General features: G+C 62.7%; 21 protein-coding genes and 1 tRNA gene. 18 read left to right on the forward strand and 4 right to left on the reverse strand.

The genetic code is table 11. From position 1 onward, the window contains the following. The first annotated feature begins 143 nt into the window (after positions 1-143). From UW3_RS0102305 to UW3_RS0102315, 3 genes are read left to right on the forward strand one after another with little or no spacing between them, the layout of a single operon-like run. A complete protein-coding gene (locus UW3_RS0102305; RefSeq protein ID WP_010220588.1) occupies positions 144-803 on the forward strand; it encodes a paraquat-inducible protein A in 660 nt (219 codons plus the stop codon). After that, positions 790-1,413, forward strand: a complete 624-nt coding sequence (locus tag UW3_RS0102310; RefSeq protein WP_010220589.1) for a paraquat-inducible protein A — start codon at positions 790-792, stop codon at positions 1,411-1,413. Before UW3_RS0102305 ends, UW3_RS0102310 begins: the two co-directional genes overlap by 14 nt. Further along, positions 1,406-3,706: a PqiB family protein gene (locus UW3_RS0102315; RefSeq protein ID WP_010220590.1), complete on the forward strand. Its 2,301-nt coding sequence runs from the start codon at positions 1,406-1,408 to the stop codon at positions 3,704-3,706. Before UW3_RS0102310 ends, UW3_RS0102315 begins: the two co-directional genes overlap by 8 nt. Positions 3,707-3,916: 210 nt before the next feature. Here UW3_RS0102315 and rpsT read toward each other — a convergent pair whose 3' ends face one another. Continuing rightward, the gene (rpsT, locus tag UW3_RS0102320; protein ID WP_010220592.1) at positions 3,917-4,195 is read right to left on the reverse strand and encodes a 30S ribosomal protein S20; all 279 of its coding nucleotides are present in this window, start codon (positions 4,193-4,195) and stop codon (positions 3,917-3,919) included. A 251-nt stretch (positions 4,196-4,446) separates the two neighbouring features. On the opposite strand from rpsT, the gene murJ reads away from it, so the two are divergent. The 6 genes from murJ to ispH all read left to right on the forward strand — a co-directional run bounded on the left by murJ (position 4,447) and on the right by ispH (position 11,782). Next, positions 4,447-5,985: a murein biosynthesis integral membrane protein MurJ gene (murJ, locus tag UW3_RS0102325; RefSeq protein WP_010220594.1), complete on the forward strand. Its 1,539-nt coding sequence runs from the start codon at positions 4,447-4,449 to the stop codon at positions 5,983-5,985. A gap of 118 nt (positions 5,986-6,103) precedes the next feature. Then, complete coding sequence (gene ribF / locus UW3_RS0102330; protein WP_010220595.1) at positions 6,104-7,054, forward strand: bifunctional riboflavin kinase/FAD synthetase; 951 nt, start codon at positions 6,104-6,106, stop codon at positions 7,052-7,054. Further along, a complete protein-coding gene (gene ileS, locus UW3_RS0102335; protein WP_010220596.1) occupies positions 7,051-9,882 on the forward strand; it encodes an isoleucine--tRNA ligase in 2,832 nt (943 codons plus the stop codon). The genes ribF and ileS overlap by 4 nt, the downstream gene beginning before the upstream one ends. Then, positions 9,875-10,390, forward strand: a complete 516-nt coding sequence (gene lspA / locus UW3_RS0102340; protein ID WP_010220597.1) for a signal peptidase II — start codon at positions 9,875-9,877, stop codon at positions 10,388-10,390. Before ileS ends, lspA begins: the two co-directional genes overlap by 8 nt. Continuing rightward, positions 10,383-10,820, forward strand: a complete 438-nt coding sequence (fkpB, locus tag UW3_RS0102345) for an FKBP-type peptidyl-prolyl cis-trans isomerase (protein ID WP_010220598.1) — start codon at positions 10,383-10,385, stop codon at positions 10,818-10,820. Before lspA ends, fkpB begins: the two co-directional genes overlap by 8 nt. 14 nt (positions 10,821-10,834) lie before the next feature. Then, the gene (ispH, locus tag UW3_RS0102350) at positions 10,835-11,782 is read left to right on the forward strand and encodes a 4-hydroxy-3-methylbut-2-enyl diphosphate reductase (protein WP_010220599.1); all 948 of its coding nucleotides are present in this window, start codon (positions 10,835-10,837) and stop codon (positions 11,780-11,782) included. Here ispH and UW3_RS0102355 read toward each other — a convergent pair. Continuing rightward, positions 11,771-12,247, reverse strand: a complete 477-nt coding sequence (locus UW3_RS0102355; protein ID WP_232531783.1) for a GspH/FimT family pseudopilin — start codon at positions 12,245-12,247, stop codon at positions 11,771-11,773. The two genes, ispH and UW3_RS0102355, sit on opposite strands and share 12 nt — an antisense overlap. Positions 12,248-12,388: 141 nt before the next feature. On the opposite strand from UW3_RS0102355, the gene UW3_RS0102360 reads away from it, so the two are divergent. The 5 genes from UW3_RS0102360 to thiO are packed head-to-tail and all read left to right on the forward strand — an operon-like array spanning position 12,389 to position 15,300. Next, complete coding sequence (locus UW3_RS0102360) at positions 12,389-12,592, forward strand: type IV pilus modification PilV family protein (protein WP_148276782.1); 204 nt, start codon at positions 12,389-12,391, stop codon at positions 12,590-12,592. Further along, entirely contained in the window at positions 12,589-13,248 is a 660-nt protein-coding gene (locus UW3_RS0102365; RefSeq protein ID WP_010220602.1) for a PilW family protein, read from the forward strand. The genes UW3_RS0102360 and UW3_RS0102365 overlap by 4 nt, the downstream gene beginning before the upstream one ends. Then, positions 13,241-13,750, forward strand: a complete 510-nt coding sequence (locus UW3_RS26385; RefSeq protein WP_010220604.1) for a PilX N-terminal domain-containing pilus assembly protein — start codon at positions 13,241-13,243, stop codon at positions 13,748-13,750. Before UW3_RS0102365 ends, UW3_RS26385 begins: the two co-directional genes overlap by 8 nt. 20 nt (positions 13,751-13,770) lie before the next feature. Beyond that, positions 13,771-14,169, forward strand: coding sequence for a type IV pilin protein (locus UW3_RS0102375; RefSeq protein WP_026001166.1), 399 nt, complete (start codon positions 13,771-13,773; stop codon positions 14,167-14,169). Between the two features lie 27 nt (positions 14,170-14,196). Further along, the gene (gene thiO / locus UW3_RS0102380; protein ID WP_010220606.1) at positions 14,197-15,300 is read left to right on the forward strand and encodes a glycine oxidase ThiO; all 1,104 of its coding nucleotides are present in this window, start codon (positions 14,197-14,199) and stop codon (positions 15,298-15,300) included. 102 nt (positions 15,301-15,402) lie between these two features. Here the strand turns inward: thiO and UW3_RS0102385 are convergent, their stop codons facing one another. Beyond that, entirely contained in the window at positions 15,403-15,633 is a 231-nt protein-coding gene (locus UW3_RS0102385; protein ID WP_010220607.1) for a PP0621 family protein, read from the reverse strand. A 93-nt stretch (positions 15,634-15,726) separates the two neighbouring features. Beyond that, positions 15,727-16,749 carry an outer membrane protein assembly factor BamD gene (locus tag UW3_RS0102390; RefSeq protein ID WP_010220608.1) on the reverse strand — a complete coding sequence of 341 codons (1,023 nt, stop codon included), beginning with the start codon at positions 16,747-16,749 and terminating at the stop codon, positions 15,727-15,729. Positions 16,750-16,899: 150 nt separating this feature from the next. On the opposite strand from UW3_RS0102390, the gene rluD reads away from it, so the two are divergent. From rluD to UW3_RS0102410, 4 genes are all read left to right on the forward strand, one after another. Beyond that, positions 16,900-17,862, forward strand: a complete 963-nt coding sequence (gene rluD / locus UW3_RS0102395) for a 23S rRNA pseudouridine(1911/1915/1917) synthase RluD (protein WP_010220609.1) — start codon at positions 16,900-16,902, stop codon at positions 17,860-17,862. After that, entirely contained in the window at positions 17,859-18,599 is a 741-nt protein-coding gene (gene pgeF / locus UW3_RS0102400; RefSeq protein WP_010220610.1) for a peptidoglycan editing factor PgeF, read from the forward strand. Before rluD ends, pgeF begins: the two co-directional genes overlap by 4 nt. Before the next feature lie 124 nt (positions 18,600-18,723). After that, positions 18,724-21,288 (forward strand): ATP-dependent chaperone ClpB, encoded by a 2,565-nt coding sequence (clpB, locus tag UW3_RS0102405; RefSeq protein WP_010220611.1) that lies wholly within the window; start codon positions 18,724-18,726, stop codon positions 21,286-21,288. A gap of 303 nt (positions 21,289-21,591) precedes the next feature. Continuing rightward, a tRNA-Asn gene (locus UW3_RS0102410) sits at positions 21,592-21,667 on the forward strand. The last annotated feature ends 38 nt before the right edge of the window (positions 21,668-21,705 follow it).

Here is a 21,705-nt window from a genome sequence, read left to right on the forward strand (position 1 = left end):
TGTCTTTATGGCGTCTGTGGGAGCGGCGGTGCGACGCCTCGACTTGCCCCGCGATGCGATGTGGCTGACAGAAGGGTATCGCGGGGCAAGCCCGCTCCTACATCGGTTAGAATAGCGCCCTCGCGTTGACTCAGAAGTTCACTATGTCAGAATCTGCCGACCCCCATCAGCTCGCCGACCTGCCCCTGGAAAACCTGGTGGCTTGTCACGAATGCGACCTGCTGATGCGTAAGCCTGTGCTCAAACAGGACGAAAAGGCCCACTGCCCGCGCTGTGGCTACGAGCTCTACGCCCATCGACACAATGTGGTCCCGCGCAGCCTGGCCCTGGTGCTGGCGGCCTTGCTGCTCTACGTACCTGCCAACTTCCTGCCGATCATGCAATTGCACCTGCTCGGCCAAAGCTCCAACGATACCGTCTGGAGCGGCGTGGTCGGGCTGTACAACACCGGCATGCGCGGCGTGGCGGTGGTGGTATTCCTGTGCAGCATGGCCATTCCCTTGCTCAAGCTGTTATGCCAGTTGGTAGTGCTGTTGAGCATTCGCCTGAACATTGGCCGTAGTTACGGCTTGCTGCTCTATCGGATTTATCACCATCTACGCGATTGGGGCATGCTCGAGGTGTATTTCATGGGTGTGCTGGTGGCGATGGTCAAGCTGGTCGATCTCGCGGAGCTGAGCCTCGGCCTGGGTCTGGCCTGCTTTATCAGTTTGTTGTTGGTGCAGGTGTGGCTGGAGGTGGTGATGTCGCCCCACCAGATATGGAGTGCTTTATCGGGGGAAGACCTGCATGCGTGCGATTGATGCTGGCATTCTGGTTTGTGGTGAATGCCACGAGCTGAATCGCCAGGAGCCAGACAGTGACGCACAAACCTGCACCCGCTGTGGTGCAGTGGTGCATGCGCGGCGGCCGAACAGCCTGGTGCGAACCTGGGCGTTGCTGATCACCTCGGCAATTTTGTACATCCCGGCCAATGTGCTGCCGATCATGACCGTCAGCGCGCTGGGCCAGGGCAGCCCGGACACCATCATGTCCGGCGTTATTACCTTGATGAAGCACGGCATGCTGCCGATCGCTGCGGTGGTGTTCATCGCCAGTATCCTGGTGCCGACCTTCAAGCTGGTGGGTATTGCCCTGTTGCTCTATTCGGTGCAGCGCCACCAACCGTTGTCGGCGCGGCAACGAATCCTGATGTACCGCTTCATCGAATTCATCGGACGCTGGTCGATGCTGGATATTTTCGTGATCGCCATTTTGGTGGCGGTGGTGAATTTCGGCAGGATCGCCAGTGTCGAAGCCAATCTGGGCGCCGTCGCCTTCGCCAGTGTGGTGATTCTGACGATGCTCGCTGCAGTAACCTTCGATCCCCGACTGATTTGGGATAACACGGAGTCGGATGACGACCATGAGTGATTTGCCTACGGCTAAAACCCGCCCAGCTTCGAACTGGTCGGCCATATGGATATTGCCTCTGATCGCTCTGGTGATCGGTGGCTGGCTTGGCTGGCAGGCCTATCGCGAGTCAGGGGTGAACATCCAGGTCCGCTTTGAAAGCGGTGAGGGTATCGTCGCCAACAAGACCGAAGTGGTCTTCAAGGGCATGTCGGTCGGTAAGGTGAAAGAGCTGGTACTGGATGCCAAGGGCAACAATACCGGGGTCATCGCCACCATCGAGATGAACAAGGAAGCCGAGCCGCACCTGAATACCGGCACCCGCTTCTGGCTGGTCAAGCCGAGTGTCAGCCTGGCCGGGATCACCGGCCTGGAGACCCTGGTTTCGGGTAACTACATTGCCGTGAGCCCTGGGCAAGGCGAGCCGACCAAGCGCTTCAAGGCGCTGGATGAGGCGCCGCCGCTGTCTGACAGCGAGCCAGGCCTGCACCTGACCCTCAAGGCTGACCGCCTGGGCTCGCTCAATCGCGACAGTCCGGTGTTCTACAAGCAGATCCAGGTTGGCCGGGTAAAGAGCTATCGTCTGGCCGAAGACCAGGGCACGGTCGAGGTCAAGGTGTACATCGAGCCGGCTTACGCCGCCCTTGTGCGCAAACATACGCGCTTCTGGAACGCCAGCGGCATCAGCATCGATGCCGACCTTTCCGGGGTGAAGGTCCGTAGTGAATCGCTGGCCAGTATTGTCGCCGGCGGTATCGCCTTCGCCACGCCCGAGCACCGCAAGGACAGCCCGCCAACTGATCCGAGCTTACCGTTCCGTCTGTACGAAGACTTCGATGCGGCCCAGGCCGGGATTCGCGTCAAGGTCAAGCTGAGCGACTTCGAGGGCCTGCAGGCCGGGCGTACCCCGGTGATGTACAAAGGTATCCAGGTTGGTTCGTTGAAGACCCTCAAGGTCGATGCCGACCTGGCCAGTGCCATGGCCGATCTGACCCTCGATCCGCTGGCCGAAGATTACCTGGTCGACGGCACCCAGTTCTGGGTGGTCAAACCGTCGATCTCCCTCGCCGGTATCACCGGCCTGGAAGCGCTGGTCAAAGGTAACTACATTGCCATTCGCCCGGGCGACAAGGGCGCGTCCCCGCAGCGTGAGTTCGAGGCGCGGGCCAAGGCGCCGCCACTGGACCTCAAGGCGCCCGGGCTGCACCTGGTGCTGTACAGCGACAACCTCGGTTCGCTGGAAGTCGGCAGCCCGATCCTCTACCGTCAGGTCAAGGTCGGTACGGTGCAGAGCTACCAGTTCTCCAAAAAGAGCAAGCGCCTGCTGATCGGCGTGCATATCGAGAAAGAGTACGCCGGCCTGGTCAACGGTTCGACGCGCTTCTGGAATGCCAGCGGCATTACCCTGAGCGGTGGCCTGTCGGGCATTCAGATCAAGAGTGAATCGCTGCAGAGCCTGATGGCCGGCGGTATTGCCTTCGACACGCCAATCCCGAATGTGGCGCTCAAACGCCGTATTCCGTTCTTCCTCCTGCATGAAAACCAGGAAGCAGCCAACCGCAGCGGAACCACGGTGACCATCCGTGTCGATCGCGCAGACGGCCTCAAGGTTGGCACGCCGGTTCGCTTCAAGGGCCTGGATGTCGGCAAGGTCGAGCAGGTCGACCTGACCAAGGATCTGCAGGCGGTGCTGCTCAAGGCGCGGATCACCGAGGTGCCGGAGCGCATTGCCCGCGAAGGTACGCAGTTCTGGGTGGTCAAGCCGGCCCTGGGTATCGTCAAGACCGCCAACCTGGAAACCCTGGTCACCGGCCAGTACCTGGAAGTGCAGCCGGCGGTCAGGAGCGCAGGGCCGCAGCTCAACTTCAATGCGTTGCCACAGGCGCCGGACTTCTCCGAGCGCGAAGCCGGGTTGGCGCTGGTGCTCAGCGCCCCGCGGCGGGGTTCGATCAAGCCGGGCGTGCCAGTGACCTACCGCGAGATTCCAGTGGGCAAGGTCACCGGTTTCGAGTTGGGGCAGACGGCCGACCGGGTGCTGATCCATATCCTGATCGAGCCCAGGTACGCAGCGCTGGTACGCGGTGGTAGCCGTTTCTGGAACAGCAGCGGATTTGGCTTCGACATCGGCCTGTTCAAGGGCGCAACGGTGCGTACCGAGTCGCTGGAGACCCTGATCGAGGGCGGAATTGCCTTTGCAACGCCGGACGGCGAGAAGATGGGTAACCCGGCTCGTCCACAGCAGACCTTCGCCCTGTTCGACAAGGCCGAGGATGAATGGCTGCAGTGGGCGCCGAAGATTCAGATTGGTAAGTAACAAACACCCTGGGCTGCATTGCAGCCCATTGCGGGAGCTGGCTTGCCAGCGATGAGGCCGGTCCAGGCTACCCATCTGGTGTTGCCTGGGTTGCGACCGCTTTGCGGTCGATCGCTGGCAAGCCAGCTCCCACAGGGTTAAAGGTCAATCTCAGGAATCACAGGCAATAAAAAACCGACCCTAGGGTCGGTTTTTCAACAAGCGTGTCGCTTAGGCAGCTGCAGCTTCTTTCAGCGCCTTGATGTGGCCATTCAGACGGCCTTTATGGCGAGCAGCCTTGTTCTTGTGGATGATGCCTTTATCGGCCATACGGTCGATAACTGGAACAGCCAGAGTGTAAGCAGCTTGCGCTTTTTCGGCGTCTTTTGCGTCGATGGCTTTAACTACATTCTTGATGTAGGTACGAACCATGGAACGCAGGCTGGCGTTGTGGCTGCGACGCTTCTCAGCCTGTTTTGCACGTTTTTTGGCGGAAGGTGAGTTGGCCACCGTCGAGCTCCTCGAAAGACTTGGTAAATAGCAAACAAAATAGGCCGCGAATCATGCCGATGAGTTGATCGGTTGTCAAGGGCACTTGCATGGTTCCGCTGAGTGGTCGTTCTGTACAAGGGAGTGATTCCCTTCTGCGGTACGACCTGTAAACTCGGGAGCTTTTGCTCTGCTTGCGTTGCGGCGCGGAGTATCGCACAACTGGGCGCGTTGCGGCACAGCCCTTTATCCTCAGGCGTGAAAAACTTTCGATGAATCTTCTCAAATCCCTGGCCGCGGTCAGCTCCATCACCATGATCTCGCGGGTGCTGGGCTTTGTCCGTGACACCATCCTGGCACGGGTGTTCGGCGCAGGCGTGGCCACCGACGCCTTCTTCATTGCCTTCAAACTGCCCAACCTGCTGCGGCGCATCTTCGCCGAGGGCGCGTTTTCCCAGGCGTTCGTGCCAATTTTGGCTGAATACAAGACCCAGCAAGGCGAGGAGGCGACCCGTACCTTCATCGCCTACGTCAGCGGCCTGCTGACCCTGGTGCTGGCCCTGGTGACTGCCCTGGGGATCCTTGCCGCGCCCTGGGTGGTGTGGGTAACGGCGCCGGGCTTTGTCGACAGCACCGAGAAGTACCAGCTGACCACCGACCTGTTGCGGGTGACCTTTCCTTATATATTGCTGATCTCGCTGTCGTCGCTGGCCGGGGCCATCCTCAATACCTGGAACCGCTTTTCGGTGCCGGCCTTCGTGCCGACCCTGCTCAACGTGGCGATGATCGGCTTTACCCTGTTCCTCACGCCGTACTTCGACCCGCCGATCATGGCCCTGGCCTGGGGCGTGCTGGCCGGTGGCCTGGCGCAGCTGTTGTATCAGCTGCCACACCTGAAGAAGATCGGCATGCTCGTGCTGCCGCGCCTGAACCTGCGCGATAGTGGCGTGTGGCGGGTGCTCAAACAGATGCTGCCGGCGATCCTCGGGGTGTCGGTGAGCCAGATCTCGCTGATCATCAACACCATCTTCGCCTCGTTCCTGGTGGCCGGCTCAGTGTCGTGGATGTACTACGCCGACCGCCTGATGGAGCTGCCCTCCGGCGTGCTCGGGGTGGCCCTGGGCACCATCCTGCTGCCAACCCTGGCCAAGACCTACGCCAACCGCGACCGCCACGAGTACTCGCGGATCCTCGACTGGGGCCTGCGCCTGTGCTTTTTGCTGGTGCTGCCATGCACCCTGGCCATGGCGATTCTTGCCGAGCCGCTGACCGTGGCGCTGTTCCAGTACGGTAAATTCAGCGCTTTCGACGCGGCCATGACCCAGCGTGCGCTGATCGCCTATTCGGTGGGCTTGCTGGCGATCATTCTGGTCAAAGTGCTGGCCCCAGGCTTCTATGCCCAGCAGAACATCCGGACGCCCGTGAAGATCGCCATCTTCACCCTGGTCTGCACCCAGCTGTTCAACCTGGCATTTATTACCCACCTGGCGCACGCTGGCCTGGCCCTGGCCATCAGCCTGGGTGCCTGCCTGAATGCCGGCTTGCTGTACTGGAAGCTGCGCCAGCAGCAGTTGTTCCAGCCACAACCGGGCTGGGCCAGGTTCCTCGCCAAGCTGGTGGTGGCGGTACTGCTGATGTCGGCGGTATTGCTGGTAGGCATGCATTACATGCCGGCCTGGGCCGAAGGGCAGATGCTCGAGCGCTTCCTGCGCCTGGGTGCGCTGATCCTGGCCGGGGTCGTGACCTATTTCGGCTGTCTGTTGCTGTTTGGTTTTCGCCCGCGTGACTTCGCCCGCAAGGCGTTGCATTAAGGCGTAACGGCGGTCAGACGTCGGTTTTACACATTCCACGCCACGGGGTGACGCTGCTGCCTGTCGTCAGCGCCCGGGTGTGGTTATAATCGACCACTTTATGAGCAAGAAGCGCGTTATGCAGCTGGTTCGAGGCCTCCACAACCTGCGCCCCCAGCACCGGGGCTGTGTCGCCACTATTGGCAACTTCGACGGTGTTCACCGCGGCCACCAGGCAATCCTGGCGCGCCTGCGTGAGCGAGCGGACGAGTTGGGCGTGCCCAGCTGCGTGGTGATTTTCGAGCCACAGCCGCGTGAGTATTTCGCCCCCGACACCGCGCCCGCGCGCCTGGCCCGGCTGCGCGACAAGGTCGCCCTGCTGGCCGCCGCCGGCGTCGACCGGGTACTGTGCCTGGCGTTCAACCAGCGTTTGAGCAAGCTCAGCGCCGCCGAGTTCGTCGACACCATCCTGGTCGATGGCCTGGGGGTGAAACACCTGGAAGTGGGCGACGACTTCCGCTTCGGCTGCGACCGTGTTGGCGACTTCGACTTCCTCGAACAGGCCGGTATCCTCCAGGGCTTTACCGTGGAAGCGGCGCAAACCGTCGAGCTCGACGGCCTGCGGGTCAGCAGCACGCAAGTGCGCGATGCGCTGGCCAGCGCCGATTTCGAGCTGGCCGAGCGTCTGCTGGGGCGGCCGTTCCGCATCCGCGGGCGGGTGTTGCATGGGCAGAAGCTGGCACGCCAGTTGGGGACGCCGACGGCCAACATCCAGCTCAAGCGCCATCGCGTACCGCTCAGCGGGGTCTACCTGGTCAGCGTCGAACTCGACGGCAAGAACTGGCCGGGTGTCGCCAACATCGGCGTACGGCCTACTGTTTCAGGTGATGGCAAAGCCCACCTGGAAGTACATCTTCTGGATTTTGCCGGCGATCTTTATGGCCGGCGTCTGACGGTGGAATTCCACCACAAGCTGCGTGAAGAGCAGCGTTTCGCCTCCCTGGAGGCGCTGAAGTCGGCGATCGATGCGGATATCGCCGCCGCACGTGCCCATTGGCACGGTCAACCGCTAACGAAGAGCCTGAAATGACCGACTATAAAGCCACGCTAAACCTTCCGGACACCGCCTTCCCGATGAAGGCCGGCCTGCCACAGCGCGAACCGCAGATCCTGCAGCGTTGGGACAGCATTGGCCTGTACCAGAAGCTGCGCGAAATTGGCAAGGATCGTCCGAAGTTCGTGCTGCACGACGGCCCGCCCTACGCCAACGGCAAGATCCACATCGGTCATGCGCTGAACAAGATTCTCAAGGACATGATTGTCCGCTCCAAGACCTTGTCCGGTTTCGACGCCCCGTACGTCCCGGGTTGGGACTGCCACGGCCTGCCGATCGAGCACAAGGTCGAAGTGACCCACGGCAAGCACCTGAGCGCCGATCAGACCCGCGAACTGTGCCGCGCCTACGCCGCCGAGCAGATCGAAGGGCAGAAGACCGAGTTCATCCGCCTGGGTGTGCTGGGCGACTGGGACAACCCGTACAAGACCATGAACTTCTCCAACGAAGCCGGTGAAATCCGCGCGCTGGCAGAAATGGTCAAGCACGGCTTCGTGTTCAAGGGCCTCAAGCCGGTCAACTGGTGTTTCGATTGCGGTTCGGCCCTGGCCGAAGCCGAGGTCGAGTACGCCGACAAAAAATCGCAGACCATCGACGTTGCCTTCCCGGTAGTCGATGACGCCAAGCTGGCCGCCGCCTTCGGCCTGGCCTCGCTGGCCAAGCCTGCCTCGATCGTGATCTGGACCACCACCCCGTGGACCATCCCGGCCAACCAGGCGCTGAACGTCCACCCGGAGTTCAAGTACGCCCTGGTCGATACCGGCGACAAGCTGCTGGTGCTGGCCGAAGAGCTGGTCGAATCGTGCCTGAAGCGTTATGCGCTGGAAGGTTCGGTGATCGCTACTGCGCCAGGTTCGGCGCTGGAACTGATCAACTTCCGTCACCCGTTCTACGATCGCCTGTCGCCGGTGTACCTGGCCGACTACGTCGAGCTGGGCGCCGGTACCGGTGTGGTTCACTCCTCGCCAGCCTACGGTGAAGACGACTTCGTCACCTGCAAGCGCTACGGCATGGTCAACGACGACATCCTCACCCCGGTGCAGAGCAACGGTGTGTACGTGCAGTCGCTGGAGTTCTTTGGCGGCCAGTTCATCTGGAAGGCCAACCCGGCCATCGTCGACAAACTCTCGGAAGTCGGTGCGCTGATGCACACCGAAACCATCAGCCACAGCTACATGCACTGCTGGCGCCACAAGACCCCGCTGATCTATCGCGCCACCGCGCAATGGTTCGTCGGCATGGACAAGCAGCCCGACAACGGCGAGACCCTGCGCAAGCGCGCGGTCAAGGCCATCGAAGAAACCAAGTTCGTCCCGGCCTGGGGCCAGGCGCGCCTGCACTCGATGATCGCCAACCGCCCGGACTGGTGCATCTCGCGTCAGCGTAACTGGGGCGTACCGATCCCGTTCTTCCTCGACAAGCAAACCGGCGAGCTGCACCCGCGCACCGTCGAGCTGATGGAAGAAGTGGCCAAGCGCGTCGAAAAAGAAGGTATCGAGGCCTGGTTCAAGCTCGACGCCGCCGAGCTGCTCGGTGACGAGGCCGGCCAGTACGACAAGATCGCCGACACCCTCGACGTCTGGTTCGACTCCGGCACCACCCACTGGCACGTGCTGCGTGGCTCGCACAACATCGGCCACGAAACCGGCCCGCGCGCCGACCTGTACCTGGAAGGTTCCGACCAGCACCGCGGCTGGTTCCATTCCTCGCTGCTGACCGGTTGCGCCATCGACAACCATGCGCCGTACCGCGAACTGCTGACGCACGGTTTCACCGTCGACGAGAACGGCCGCAAGATGTCCAAGTCGCTGGGTAACACCATCGAGCCGCAGAAGGTCAACGACACCCTGGGTGCCGACATCCTGCGCCTGTGGGTTTCGGCCACCGACTACTCCGGCGAAATGGCGGTTTCCGAGCAGATCCTGCAGCGCAGCGCCGACGCCTACCGGCGTATCCGCAACACCGCGCGCTTCCTGCTCTCCAACCTGTCCGGCTTCGACCCGGCCCGCGACCTGCTGCCGGCCGAAGACATGCTGGCGCTGGACCGCTGGGCCGTCGACCGTACCCTGCTGCTGCAGCGCGAGCTGGAAGAGCACTACGGCGAGTACCGCTTCTGGAACGTCTACTCGAAGATCCACAATTTCTGCGTGCAGGAGCTGGGTGGCTTCTACCTGGACATCATCAAGGACCGTCAGTACACCACTGGCGCCAACAGTGTTGCCCGTCGTTCCTGCCAGACCGCGCTGTACCACATCAGCGAGGCGCTGGTGCGCTGGATCGCGCCGATCCTGGCGTTCACCGCCGACGAGCTGTGGCAGTACCTGCCGGGCGAGCGCAACGAATCGGTCATGCTCAACACCTGGTATGAAGGCCTGAGCGAGCTGCCGGAAGGCTTCGAGCTGGGTCGCGCCTACTGGGACCGCGTGATGGCAGCCAAGACAGCCGTCAACAAGGAGCTGGAAAACCAGCGTGCGGCCAAGGCCATCGGTGGCAACCTGCAAGCCGAAGTCACCCTGTTCGCCGACGACGCCCTGAGCGCCGACCTGAACAAGCTGGGCGACGAGCTGCGCTTCGTGCTGATCACCTCGGCAGCCAGCGTTGCGCCGTTCGCCCAGGCTCCAGCCGATGCGGTCGAGACCGAAGTGCCTGGCCTCAAGCTGAAAGTGGTCAAGTCCGGCCACGCCAAGTGCGGCCGTTGCTGGCACTTCCGCGCAGACGTCGGCTCGAACCCCGAGCATCCGGAAATCTGCGCCCGTTGCGCCGACAACATCAGCGGCAATGGCGAGGTGCGCCACTATGCCTAACCCTGGTGTGGGGCGCTTCGGGCGCCTCAGCTGGCTGTGGCTGAGCGTGCTGGTCCTGGTCCTCGACCAGGCCAGCAAGTTCTACTTCGAGGGCGCGCTGAGCCTGTATCAGCAGATCGTGGTCATCCCTGACTACTTCAGCTGGACCCTGGCCTACAACACCGGTGCCGCTTTCAGCTTCCTGGCTGACAGCTCCGGCTGGCAGCGCTGGCTGTTCGCCCTGATCGCCGTGGTGGTCAGCGCCGTGCTGGTGATCTGGCTCAAGCGCCTGGGGCGCAACGAGACCTGGCTGGCAGTCGCGCTGGCATTGGTGCTCGGCGGCGCGCTGGGCAACCTGTACGACCGTATCGTGCTTGGCCACGTGGTCGACTTTATCCTCGTGCACTGGCAGAACCGCTGGTACTTCCCGGCCTTCAACCTGGCCGACAGCGCCATTACCGTGGGTGCGGTAATGCTGGCGCTGGACATGTTCAAGAGCAAAAAGTCCGGAGAGCCCGTCCATGACTGAGACCCGTATCGGCCAGAACACCGAAGTGACCCTGCACTTCGCGCTGCACCTGGAAAACGGCGACACCGTCGATAGCACCTTTGAAAAGGCGCCGGCGGTGTTCAAGGTCGGCGACGGCAACCTGCTGCCAGGCTTCGAAGCGGCGCTGTTTGGCTTCAAGGCCGGTGACAAGCGTACCGTGACCGTGGTCCCGGAAAACGCCTTTGGCCAGCCGAACCCGCAGAACGTGCAGGTCATGCCGCGCTCGCAGTTCCAGGACATGGAGTTGTCCGAAGGCCTGCTGGTGATCTTCAACGATGCCGCCAACGCCGAATTGCCGGGTGTGGTGAAAGCGTTTGATGATGCCCAGGTGACCATCGACTTCAACCATCCACTGGCCGGCAAAACCCTGAACTTCGAGGTGGAAATCCTCGCGGTCAAGGCCCTGTGAGCCTGGAGTCCGCCATGCAAATCAAACTCGCCAACCCCCGTGGCTTCTGTGCCGGCGTGGACCGGGCGATCGAGATCGTCAATCGTGCCCTCGAAGTGTTTGGCCCGCCGATCTATGTGCGCCATGAAGTGGTGCACAACAAGTTCGTGGTCGAGGACCTGCGCGCGCGCGGGGCGATTTTCGTCGAAGAGCTGGACCAGGTGCCGGACGACGTCATCGTCATCTTCAGCGCCCATGGCGTTTCCCAGGCCGTGCGCCAGGAAGCCGCCGGGCGCGGCCTGAAGGTGTTCGACGCGACCTGCCCGCTGGTGACCAAGGTGCATATCGAGGTGGCGCGCTACAGCCGCGACGGCCGCGAGTGCATCCTGATCGGCCACGAAGGCCACCCGGAAGTCGAAGGTACCATGGGTCAGTACGACACCAGCAATGGTGGCGCCATCTACCTGGTCGAAGACGAGGACGATGTTGCCAGCCTGCAAGTCAACGACCCGGATAAGCTGGCCTTCGTCACCCAGACCACTTTGTCGATGGACGACACCAGCCGGGTGATCGATGCCCTGCGTGCGCGCTTCCCGAATATTGGCGGGCCGCGCAAGGACGACATCTGCTACGCCACCCAGAACCGTCAGGACGCGGTCAAGCAATTGGCCGACGAATGCGACGTGGTATTGGTGGTCGGCAGCCCGAACAGCTCCAACTCCAACCGCCTGCGTGAGCTGGCCGAGCGCATGTCGACCCCGGCCTACCTGATCGACGGCGCCGAAGACCTGCAAAAAAGCTGGTTCGATGGCGTCGAGCGCATTGGTATCACCGCCGGTGCTTCGGCACCCGAGGTGCTGGTGCGTGGGGTGATCGAGCAACTGCGGGCCTGGGGTGCCACCGGCGCCGAAGAGCTCGATGGCCGCGAGGAGAACATTACCTTCTCGATGCCCAAAGAGCTGCGTGTGCGTTCATTGATCTGACCCGGCAGCCGCGCACAGCGGCTGTTCGCCGGGCTCCTCGCGCAGGCTGACCCGGCCTGTGTGCGCCAGTACCACCCGGTACTGGCTGTAAGGATCGGGGCGCTGGCAAATAAACAGCGTCCCGGCCTGAAACGCTCCCCCCGCGTGCAAGGGCACCCCCAGCCCACTGAAGCGTATCTGCCGGGCTACCGGTTGATTGCCGACGATACTCACCCGCTCAAGCCGCTGTTCGTACAGCAACTGTGGGCCATCCTGCTCCACGACCATGCGCCAGCCATTACTCCAGTTATCGTCGAACGCCTGCAGGCGAACCACCTGGTTGCGCAGCAAGGCCTCGCTGCGTGCAGTGCGCAAGGCCTGGGCCAGGTCCTTGGCGGCAGCTTGCTGTTGTAGGCCGCTGCTCATGGTGCTGTAGGTCGGCAGGCTGATCTGCGTCAGCATCCCCACCAGCGCTAGCGCGAACATCATTTGTATCAGTGTTACCCCCTGTTGCTTCACCGTGCATTCCTCCCTGGAAGTGCTTCTATAGAGTCAGGCCGGCGGACAGCAGTGTCCAGTCGGCCAGGTTGGCAAAGGGCTGTGGAAAAGTCGCAGGAGGAAGGCGCCATGGATGGCGGACGGCAACAAGGAATGAGCTTGCTCGAGGTGCTGCTGGCCATGCTGGTGCTGGGGGTGGGCGTTTTTGCTGCAGCGGCTGCGCAAGTGCGGGCTTTGCAGGCCACCGACAGTGCCTTGCAGAGTACCCAGGCTGCGTATCTGCAGCATGGCGAGCTCGAAGAAGCACGCATCGTCGCAGGGCCAGGCCGATGAAACGGCAAGCCGGTGTCGGCCTGGTCGAAGTGTTGCTGGCCCTCAGCCTCGGCTTGGTGCTGCTGCTCGGTGCCAGCCGCCTGTTTTTGGCGGCCACTTCGAACTGGCAGGCTCAGGGCATTGCCGCGCAACTGCAGGAAGACGCGCGCCTGGCGTTGCAGCGTATGGCCCAGGATATTCGCATGAGCGGCATGTTCGGCTGCTTGCGTGAGGATGCAATCAGCCATGTGAACCCGTCCTCGGCACAGGCGTTTGCCCAGCCGCTGGCGGTAGTCCGCGCAGCGGACGGCCAATTGCAGCAATTGAGCCTGATCACTGCTGAAGTGGCTGGCGCCGGTGGGCGGCCGAACTGGACGTTGGTGACCGATTGCATTCGCGAAGCGCGGGTCTATCCCGATGTCCAGGCCGCGCCGGCCGGGCACTACGCGATACCGATACGGCGCCAGACCTACCGCGTTGAGGGCACCAGCCTGATGTTCGGCAGCGGTACCAGCTATGCGCCGCTGATCGACAACCTTGGCGAGCTGCGCGTCGACATCATCAGCCGGAGTGCCACCCGCATCGCCGGGCTGCGTCTGAGCCTGACCTTGCTTGACCCGCTGGCGCGGGTAAGGCCGCAGCAGTATCAACTGACGGTGGCCCTGCGCAATGGCTAGGCCCGGCAGCCAGCGCGGGGTGATCCTGCTGGTCAGCCTGGTGTTGCTGGGACTGTTGGCTTTGCTCGGCGTCTCGGCGATGGTCAGCGCCACCCTGCAGGCGCGTATGGCGGGCAACCTGCAGGCAGCCTTGCACGGCTTCGAGCAGGCGGAGCAGGCCTTGCTGGTTGGAGAGTCGAGCGTGTCGGGCGTGTTGCCGTGCAGTTACTGTTTACCGCCGCCGGAAGCTGCACGGGTGCGGGCGGCTGGCGTCTACCGCGGCGAAGGGCCGACCTCCGGCCTGAGCTGGCAAGGCGGCGCCAGCGGCTTCTACCTCGTACAAAACCTTGGTCAGAGTACCCACGCCGCGCACTGGCCCGCCAACCTCTGCGCCACCTTGTACCGGATCACCGCCGTCAGCCACGCCGGGGCAGGGCGCAGCGTGCTCGAAAGCATTTATGCACAGGCTGTAGAAGAGGGCGCTCAGCCACCCAGGCGCATTCTCTGGCGCCAGCTTCACTAGGAGTTCGACTTATGTCCACCCTGCAGAAAGGTTTGAGCCTGATTGAACTGTTGCTTGTCGTCGCCGTGGTCGGCATTCTTGCGGGCATTGCCTATCCCAGCTACAGCGAACAGGTCCGCAAGGCCGCACGCACGGAAATCGCCGGGTTGCTGTTCGAAAGCGCGCAGTTGCTGGAGCGTCACTATTCACGCACCGGCCAGTACGCCGACAGCGAGGCCCTGGTCACCCCATTGGCGTCCGGGACCGAGCACTACCGGCTGCAAGCCGTTCGTCATTCGACGTCATTCACCCTGACCGCCCGGCGCATACCGGGTGGTTTGATGACCGGTGACCGCTGCGCTGATTTCGTACTCGACCAGGCCGGTGTGCGCCGCAATCCCGGCGCCGTTGATGCTGGCCATGGCTGTTGGGGTGGTTGAGGTTTACTTCAGACGTTGGATCAATACATGACCAAGCAAGTAGTGATTGTCGGTGGCGGGGTGATCGGCCTGCTGACAGCGTTCAACCTGGCGGCCGACGTCGATCAGGTGGTGCTGTGTGACCGTGGCGCGCTCGGCCAGGAGTCTTCCTGGGCCGGTGGCGGCATTGTCTCGCCGCTGTATCCGTGGCGCTATAGCGCAGCGGTAACGGCCCTGGCGCACTGGTCGCAGGATTTTTATCCACAGCTGGGCGAGCGCCTGTTCGCCAGCACCGGGGTCGACCCGCAAGTGCACACCACCGGCCTGTACTGGCTGGACCTGGACGACGAAGCCCAAGCGCTGGCCTGGGCCGAGCGCGAAGGGCGGCCGTTGACGGCTGTGGATATCTCGGCGGCCTATGACGCGGTGCCGGTGCTTGGCGGCGGTTTCCGGCGCGCCATCTACATGGCCGGGGTTGCCAACGTGCGTAACCCGCGCCTGGTCAAATCCCTCAAGGCCGCCTTGTTGGCGCTGCCGAACGTGAGCATTCGCGAGCACTGCGAAATCACCGGCTTCAGCCGTGAGGGCGAGCGCATTAGCGGGGTGGAGACCGCGACCGGGCCGATCCAGGCCGATCACGTCGTGCTGACGGCCGGCGCCTGGAGCGGCGACTTGCTGCGGCCGCTGGGCCTGGAGCTGCCGGTGGAGCCGGTGAAAGGGCAGATGATCCTGTACAAGTGCGCCGAAGACTTTTTACCGAGCATGGTGCTGGCCAAGGGGCGCTATGCGATCCCGCGGCGTGACGGGCATATTCTGGTGGGCAGTACCCTGGAGCATGCCGGTTACGACAAGACCCCGACCGAGGAGGCGCTGGAAAGCCTCAAGGCTTCGGCGGTGGAATTGCTGCCGGCGCTGGCCGATGCCACCCCGGTGGCCCATTGGGCAGGGCTGCGGCCGGGGTCGCCTGAGGGCATTCCGTATATCGGTGAGGTGCCGGGGTATGCCGGGCTGTGGCTGAACTGCGGGCACTACCGCAACGGCCTGGTGCTGGCGCCGGCGTCCTGCCAGTTGTTTGCGGATTTGTTGCTGGGGCGTGAGCCGATGATCGACCCGGCGCCGTATGCACCGGCTGGGCGGGTGGCTGCTCTCTAGGGCCTCATCGCTGGCAAGCCAGCTCCCACAGGAAAGCAGATATCTTCAGATCCCTGCCGTACCTGTGGGAGCTGGCTTGCCAGCGATGGCCGCGCCGCGCAATCAGCGCTGCGCCCCAGGCCCCTGCTCCAGGTGCGCCTGGCTGCAATACCACTGCGCCCCGCGATGCAATGCCCGGTCACTGGGCAAATGCACGCCGCAATGGGCGCAGCGGACCATCTTCAGCGGGTCTTCGAGGCTGTTGTTCTGCGTAGCAGCATTGCTGGCCTTGAACTTGCGCCACAGCCAGAAGGCGGCGGCAATCAGGGCAATCCAGAATAGTAGGCGAACCATGGTGTCCAGCTTTGTCAGTGAAGAGCCTTCAGTCTAGGGCTCAGGCATGAAAAAAGGGAGGCCTTGGCCTCCCTTTATCTTTTACACGATGGCTCAGTCGAACACACCGAAGGTCATGTAGCTGAACCAGGAGCGGTCTTCGTTGTTACCTTCCGCTTCGTGGTTCTCTTCTTCGATGACGTCACCGTTGGCATCTTTAGGCAGCAGCTCTTGCGGGATCGCGTCCTTGGCGTCCTGATACTGCTTGATCACGTCCTGGTTGGCGCGGGTCTCGCCCGGCGGCAGCGGCGGGGCGGTATTGATCAGGCCCAGGGTGGCCTTGGACAGCCACGAGCGGTTGTCGGCCTCGTTCTGTTGCGGCACGAACTGGCCATCGACCAGGCTCGGGTGATCCGGGTAGTTGAGCTTGAGGGTTTCTAGGCTGGTGGCGGCCAGTTCGTCCAGGTGCAGGCGCATGTAGGCTTCGGTCATCACCGCCAGGCCGTCGCCGACCGATGGGGTTTCCTGGAAGTTCTCGACCACGTAGCGGCCACGGTTGGCGGCAGCGACATAGGCCTGACGGGTCAGGTAGTAGTCGGCCACGTGGATTTCGTAGGAGGCCAGCAGGTTGCGCAGGTAGATCATGCGCTGCTTGGCGTCTGGCGAGTAGCGGCTGTTAGGGAAGCGGCTGGTCAGCTGGGCGAACTCGTTGTACGAGTCGCGGGCAGCACCCGGGTCGCGCTTGGTCATGTCCAGCGGCAGGAAGCGCGCCAGCAGGCCGCGGTCCTGGTCGAAAGAAGTCAGACCCTTGAGGTAGTAGGCGTAGTCGACGTTCGGATGCTGCGGATGCAAGCGAATGAAACGCTCGGCGGCAGACTTGGCAGCCTCCGGTTCGGCGTTCTTGTAGTTCGCGTAGATCAGCTCGAGCTGGGCCTGGTCGGCGTAGCGGCCGAACGGATAGCGCGATTCCAGAGCCTTGAGCTTGCTCGTGGCACTGGTATAGCTGTGGTTGTCCAGGTCGGCCTGCGCCTGCTGGTACAGCTCGGCTTCGCTCAGGTTTTCGTCGACGACTTCCTTCGAAGAACAAGCAGCGGTCAGTCCGAGGATGGCGATCAGCAGCAGGTGTTTCACTTGCATGGCGGCTTGCGTCCCTATGACGGCCGCTGTCTTGGGCGTGGCCGTCCTGTTATGATGAGCACCCCGATGCAACCCTCGGGGCAAAAGACGTCGTATTTAACCACAAGCGTGCAGTCGAAACCAAAGGCTGTGCCGCCCGCTGATTCGAGCATGTCCGAGATCATTCAACTTCGCGCAGAGGTGCCGTCCGAATTGGGCGGGCAACGCCTCGACCAAGTCGCCGCCCAATTGTTCGCTGAGCACTCGCGCTCGCGCCTGTCCACCTGGATCAAGGAGGGGCGCCTGACGGTCGATGGCGCTGTCCTGCGTCCGCGCGATATCGTCCACGGCGGTGCGCTGCTGGCGCTCGACGCCGAGCAGGAAGCCCAGGGCGAGTGGGTGGCCCAGGACATCGAGCTGGATATCGTCTACGAAGACGACCACATCCTGGTGATCAACAAGCCTGCCGGGCTTGTGGTCCACCCGGCTGCGGGCCACGCTGATGGCACCCTGCTCAATGCCCTGCTGCACCATGTGCCGGACATCATCAATGTGCCGCGCGCCGGTATCGTCCACCGCCTGGACAAGGACACCACCGGTCTGATGGTGGTGGCCAAGACCATCCAGGCGCAGACCCAGCTGGTCGCCCAGTTGCAGAGCCGCAGCGTCAGCCGCATCTATGAATGCATCGTGATCGGCGTGGTAACGGCCGGCGGCAAGATCAACGCGCCGATCGGCCGTCACGGCGGGCAGCGCCAGCGCATGGCGGTCACCGAGGGCGGCAAGCCGGCGGTCAGCCACTACCGTGTACTGGAGCGCTTCCGCTCGCACACGCATGTGCGGGTCAAGCTCGAAACCGGGCGTACCCACCAGATTCGCGTGCACATGGCTCACGTCAACTTCCCGTTGGTCGGCGATCCGGTCTACGGCGGGCGTTTCCGTATTCCGCCAGCGGCCAGCCTGACCATGGTCGACGCGCTCAAGACCTTCCCGCGCCAGGCCCTGCATGCGCGCTTCCTGGAGCTCGATCACCCGGTGACCGGCGAGCGCATGGGCTGGGAATCGCCGCTGCCGGATGACTTCGTCTGGCTGCTGTCGCTGCTCAAGCAAGACCGTGAGGCGTTCATCGGATGAGCGAGTTGACGCAAGCGCTGCTGTTTCCCGACTGGCCTGCGCCAGCCGGGGTGCGCGCCTGCGTCACCACGCGCAGCGGCGGGGTCAGCCTGCCGCCTTATGAAAGCTTCAACCTCGGCGACCATGTTGGCGATGCGCCGGCAGCGGTGGCCGAGAATCGCCGGCGACTGACCGTCGAGTTCGGCATTCAGCCGGCCTGGCTCAAGCAGGTGCATGGCGTGGTGGTGGCCGATGCCGACCCCAGTGTTATCGCCGAAGCCGATGCCAGCTACAGCGCGACCCCGGGCATTGCCTGCACGGTGATGACCGCCGACTGTTTACCGGTGCTGTTCTGCGACCGCGCCGGCACCCGGGTAGCTGCCGCCCACGCCGGCTGGCGCGGGCTGGCCAACGGTGTGCTCGAAGCCACCCTGGACCGCCTGGCGCTGCCGCCCGACGAGGTGCTGGTGTGGCTCGGCCCGGCCATTGGCCCGCAAGCCTTCGAAGTTGGCCTGGAAGTACGCGACGCGTTCACGACCGTTCATCCGGAAACTGCCCGGGCCTTCGTGCCCGGTGCCCAGCCCGGTAAGCTGATGGCCGATATCTACCAGCTGGCCCGCCTGCGCCTGGCAGCACGCGGCGTCAATGCCGTCTATGGTGGTGGCTTGTGCACCGTCAGCGACCCGCGCTTCTATTCTTATCGGCGTACCCCGCAGGGTGGCCGCTTCGCTTCCCTGGTCTGGCTGGCACCGCGCTGACCTGGATCAAGCCCGGCTAGCTTGAATCTTCCAGAATCACCCTTATCTACAGTGGTATCTCTGGCAGGTTTTTCTTCATCAGGTGTGTCCATCGCTCCGACCTGCCCATAAAGGAAGGTAACCCATGCGAATAGACCGTTTGACCAGCAAGCTGCAATTAGCATTATCCGACTCCCAATCCCTGGCCGTGGGCATGGACCATCCGGCCATCGAGCCTGCGCACCTGGTGCAGGCCCTGATCGATCAGCAGGGCGGTTCGATCAAGCCGCTGCTGATGCAGGTCGGCTTTGACGTCAACAGCCTGCGCAAGGCGTTGAGCAAAGAGCTCGACCAACTGCCGAAAATCCAGAACCCCACGGGCGATGTGAACATGTCCCAGGACCTGGCGCGCCTGCTCAACCAGGCCGACCGCCTGGCCCAGCAGAAGGGCGACCAGTTCATCTCCAGCGAGCTGGTGCTGCTGGCGGCCATGGACGAGAACAGCAAGCTCGGCAAGCTGCTGCTCAGCCAGGGCGTTAGCAAAAAGGCCCTGGAAAACGCCATCAGCAACCTGCGTGGCGGCGAGGCGGTCAATGACCCCAACGCCGAAGAGTCGCGCCAGGCCCTGGACAAATACACCATCGACCTGACCAAGCGCGCCGAAGACGGCAAGCTTGACCCGGTGATTGGCCGTGACGATGAAATTCGCCGCACCATCCAGGTGCTGCAGCGCCGGACCAAGAACAACCCGGTGCTGATCGGTGAGCCTGGCGTCGGTAAGACCGCCATCGCCGAAGGCCTGGCCCAGCGCATCATCAATGGCGAAGTGCCGGACGGCCTTAAAGGCAAGCGCCTGCTGTCGCTGGACATGGGCGCGCTGATTGCCGGTGCCAAGTTCCGCGGCGAGTTCGAGGAACGCCTCAAAGCCCTGCTCAACGAGCTGTCCAAGCAGGAAGGGCAGATCATCCTGTTCATCGATGAGTTGCACACCATGGTCGGCGCCGGTAAAGGCGAAGGCTCGATGGATGCCGGCAACATGCTCAAGCCGGCCCTGGCCCGTGGCGAGCTGCACTGCGTCGGCGCCACCACGCTTAACGAATACCGCCAGTACATTGAAAAAGACGCCGCGCTGGAGCGGCGTTTCCAGAAGGTACTGGTTGAAGAACCGAGCGAAGAGGACACCATCGCCATCCTGCGTGGCCTCAAGGAGCGTTACGAGGTGCACCACAAGGTGGCGATCACCGACGGCGCGATCATCGCCGCGGCCAAGCTCAGCCATCGCTACATCACTGACCGTCAGTTGCCGGACAAGGCCATCGACCTGATCGACGAAGCGGCCAGCCGCATCCGCATGGAGATCGACTCCAAGCCGGAAGTGCTCGACCGCCTGGAGCGCCGCCTGATTCAACTGAAGGTCGAGTCCCAGGCACTGAAGAAAGAAGACGACGAAGCCGCGATCAAGCGCCTGGAGAAGCTCACCGAAGAGATCGCCCGGCTGGAGCGCGAATACGCCGACCTGGAAGAGGTCTGGACGTCGGAAAAAGCCGAAGTACAGGGCTCGGCGCAGATCCAGCAGAAAATCGAGCAATCGCGTCAGGAGCTTGAAGCGGCCCGCCGCAAGGGCGACCTCAGCCGCATGGCCGAGCTGCAGTACGGGGTGATCCCGGACCTGGAGCGCAGCCTGCAGATGGTCGACCAGCACGGCAAGGCGGAAAACCAGCTGCTGCGTAACAAGGTCACTGAAGAAGAGATTGCCGAGGTCGTGTCCAAGTGGACCGGCATCCCGGTGTCGAAGATGCTCGAAGGCGAGCGGGAAAAACTGCTGAAAATGGAAAGCCTGCTGCACGAGCGGGTGATCGGCCAGGAAGAAGCAGTGGTGGCAGTCTCCAACGCCGTGCGCCGTTCGCGTGCCGGCCTGTCGGACCCGAACCGCCCGAGCGGCTCGTTCCTGTTCCTCGGCCCGACCGGTGTCGGTAAAACCGAGTTGTGCAAGGCGCTGGCCGAGTTTCTCTTCGACACTGAAGAGGCCATGGTGCGTATCGACATGTCCGAGTTCATGGAGAAACACTCCGTGGCTCGCCTGATCGGTGCCCCACCAGGCTACGTAGGTTATGAAGAGGGCGGCTACCTGACCGAAGCGGTGCGGCGCAAACCTTATTCGGTGGTGCTGCTCGACGAGGTCGAGAAGGCCCACCCGGATGTCTTCAACGTGTTGCTGCAGGTGCTTGAAGACGGCCGCCTGACCGACAGCCACGGGCGGACGGTGGATTTCCGTAATACTGTGATCGTCATGACCTCCAACCTGGGCTCCTCGCAGATCCAGGAACTGGTGGGCGATCGTGAAGCGCAGCGTGCGGCGGTGATGGATGCCGTGGGTTCGCACTTCCGGCCGGAGTTCATCAACCGTATCGACGAAGTGGTGGTGTTCGAACCGCTGGGCCGCGAGCAGATCGCCGGTATCACCCAGATCCAGCTCGGCCGCCTGCGCAGCCGCCTGACTGAACGTGAGCTGAGCCTGGAGCTGAGCCCTGAGGCACTGGATAAACTGATCGCCGTCGGTTACGACCCGGTCTATGGCGCCCGGCCGCTGAAACGGGCGATCCAGCGCTGGATCGAGAACCCGTTGGCGCAGTTGATCCTGTCGGGCAAGTTCCTGCCAGGCAGCGCCATCACGGCGAAAGTGGAGGGCGAAGAGATCGTCTTTGCCTGAGTTTTCGGTGGGTTACGCTAAGGCCTCGATTTTCGAGGCCTTTTTTCTTTGCATTTTTTCTCGAGTGCTTGTAAAGTGCGCCCCGCTGTATGTCGCCCCGCAGCTTCCCGGCAAAATTGGGAATCTGAAAAAAAGTTGCAAATCAGTAAGTTGAATGCAAATTAGGGGTTGACAAGGGTTTTGAAGGTTGTAGAATAGCGCGCCTCAGAGACATGAACGCAGCGATGCACAAGGTCGAAGAGTTCGAAGCGGTAGTGATACAGCACTCGAAATTGCAGCACTGTTGTAATTGAAATTGATAGTTCCGCGATAGCTCAGTCGGTAGAGCAAATGACTGTTAATCATTGGGTCCCAGGTTCGAGTCCTGGTCGCGGAGCCAAATTTCAAGCCGGGGTATAGCGCAGTCCGGTAGCGCGC

The sequence above is a fragment of the Pseudomonas donghuensis genome (assembly GCF_000259195.1).
Lineage (GTDB): Bacteria > Pseudomonadota > Gammaproteobacteria > Pseudomonadales > Pseudomonadaceae > Aquipseudomonas > Aquipseudomonas donghuensis.

What these genes read in the sequence shown, in the direction of transcription:
- UW3_RS0102385 (WP_010220607.1), bottom strand. Translation starts at nt 15,633, where the DNA reads ATGGTTCGCCTACTATTCTGGATTGCCCTGATTGCCGCCGCCTTCTGG.
- UW3_RS0102355 (WP_232531783.1), bottom strand. Translation starts at nt 12,247, where the DNA reads ATGTTCGCGCTAGCGCTGGTGGGGATGCTGACGCAGATCAGCCTGCCG.
- ribF (WP_010220595.1), top strand. Translation starts at nt 6,104, where the DNA reads ATGCAGCTGGTTCGAGGCCTCCACAACCTGCGCCCCCAGCACCGGGGC.
- clpB (WP_010220611.1), top strand. Translation starts at nt 18,724, where the DNA reads ATGCGAATAGACCGTTTGACCAGCAAGCTGCAATTAGCATTATCCGAC.
- UW3_RS0102390 (WP_010220608.1), bottom strand. Translation starts at nt 16,749, where the DNA reads ATGCAAGTGAAACACCTGCTGCTGATCGCCATCCTCGGACTGACCGCT.
- UW3_RS26385 (WP_010220604.1), top strand. Translation starts at nt 13,241, where the DNA reads ATGGCTAGGCCCGGCAGCCAGCGCGGGGTGATCCTGCTGGTCAGCCTG.
- fkpB (WP_010220598.1), top strand. Translation starts at nt 10,383, where the DNA reads ATGACTGAGACCCGTATCGGCCAGAACACCGAAGTGACCCTGCACTTC.
- rluD (WP_010220609.1), top strand. Translation starts at nt 16,900, where the DNA reads ATGTCCGAGATCATTCAACTTCGCGCAGAGGTGCCGTCCGAATTGGGC.
- lspA (WP_010220597.1), top strand. Translation starts at nt 9,875, where the DNA reads ATGCCTAACCCTGGTGTGGGGCGCTTCGGGCGCCTCAGCTGGCTGTGG.
- pgeF (WP_010220610.1), top strand. Translation starts at nt 17,859, where the DNA reads ATGAGCGAGTTGACGCAAGCGCTGCTGTTTCCCGACTGGCCTGCGCCA.
- UW3_RS0102315 (WP_010220590.1), top strand. Translation starts at nt 1,406, where the DNA reads ATGAGTGATTTGCCTACGGCTAAAACCCGCCCAGCTTCGAACTGGTCG.
- ispH (WP_010220599.1), top strand. Translation starts at nt 10,835, where the DNA reads ATGCAAATCAAACTCGCCAACCCCCGTGGCTTCTGTGCCGGCGTGGAC.
- UW3_RS0102310 (WP_010220589.1), top strand. Translation starts at nt 790, where the DNA reads ATGCGTGCGATTGATGCTGGCATTCTGGTTTGTGGTGAATGCCACGAG.
- ileS (WP_010220596.1), top strand. Translation starts at nt 7,051, where the DNA reads ATGACCGACTATAAAGCCACGCTAAACCTTCCGGACACCGCCTTCCCG.
- UW3_RS0102365 (WP_010220602.1), top strand. Translation starts at nt 12,589, where the DNA reads ATGAAACGGCAAGCCGGTGTCGGCCTGGTCGAAGTGTTGCTGGCCCTC.
- thiO (WP_010220606.1), top strand. Translation starts at nt 14,197, where the DNA reads ATGACCAAGCAAGTAGTGATTGTCGGTGGCGGGGTGATCGGCCTGCTG.
- UW3_RS0102305 (WP_010220588.1), top strand. Translation starts at nt 144, where the DNA reads ATGTCAGAATCTGCCGACCCCCATCAGCTCGCCGACCTGCCCCTGGAA.
- UW3_RS0102360 (WP_148276782.1), top strand. Translation starts at nt 12,389, where the DNA reads ATGGATGGCGGACGGCAACAAGGAATGAGCTTGCTCGAGGTGCTGCTG.
- murJ (WP_010220594.1), top strand. Translation starts at nt 4,447, where the DNA reads ATGAATCTTCTCAAATCCCTGGCCGCGGTCAGCTCCATCACCATGATC.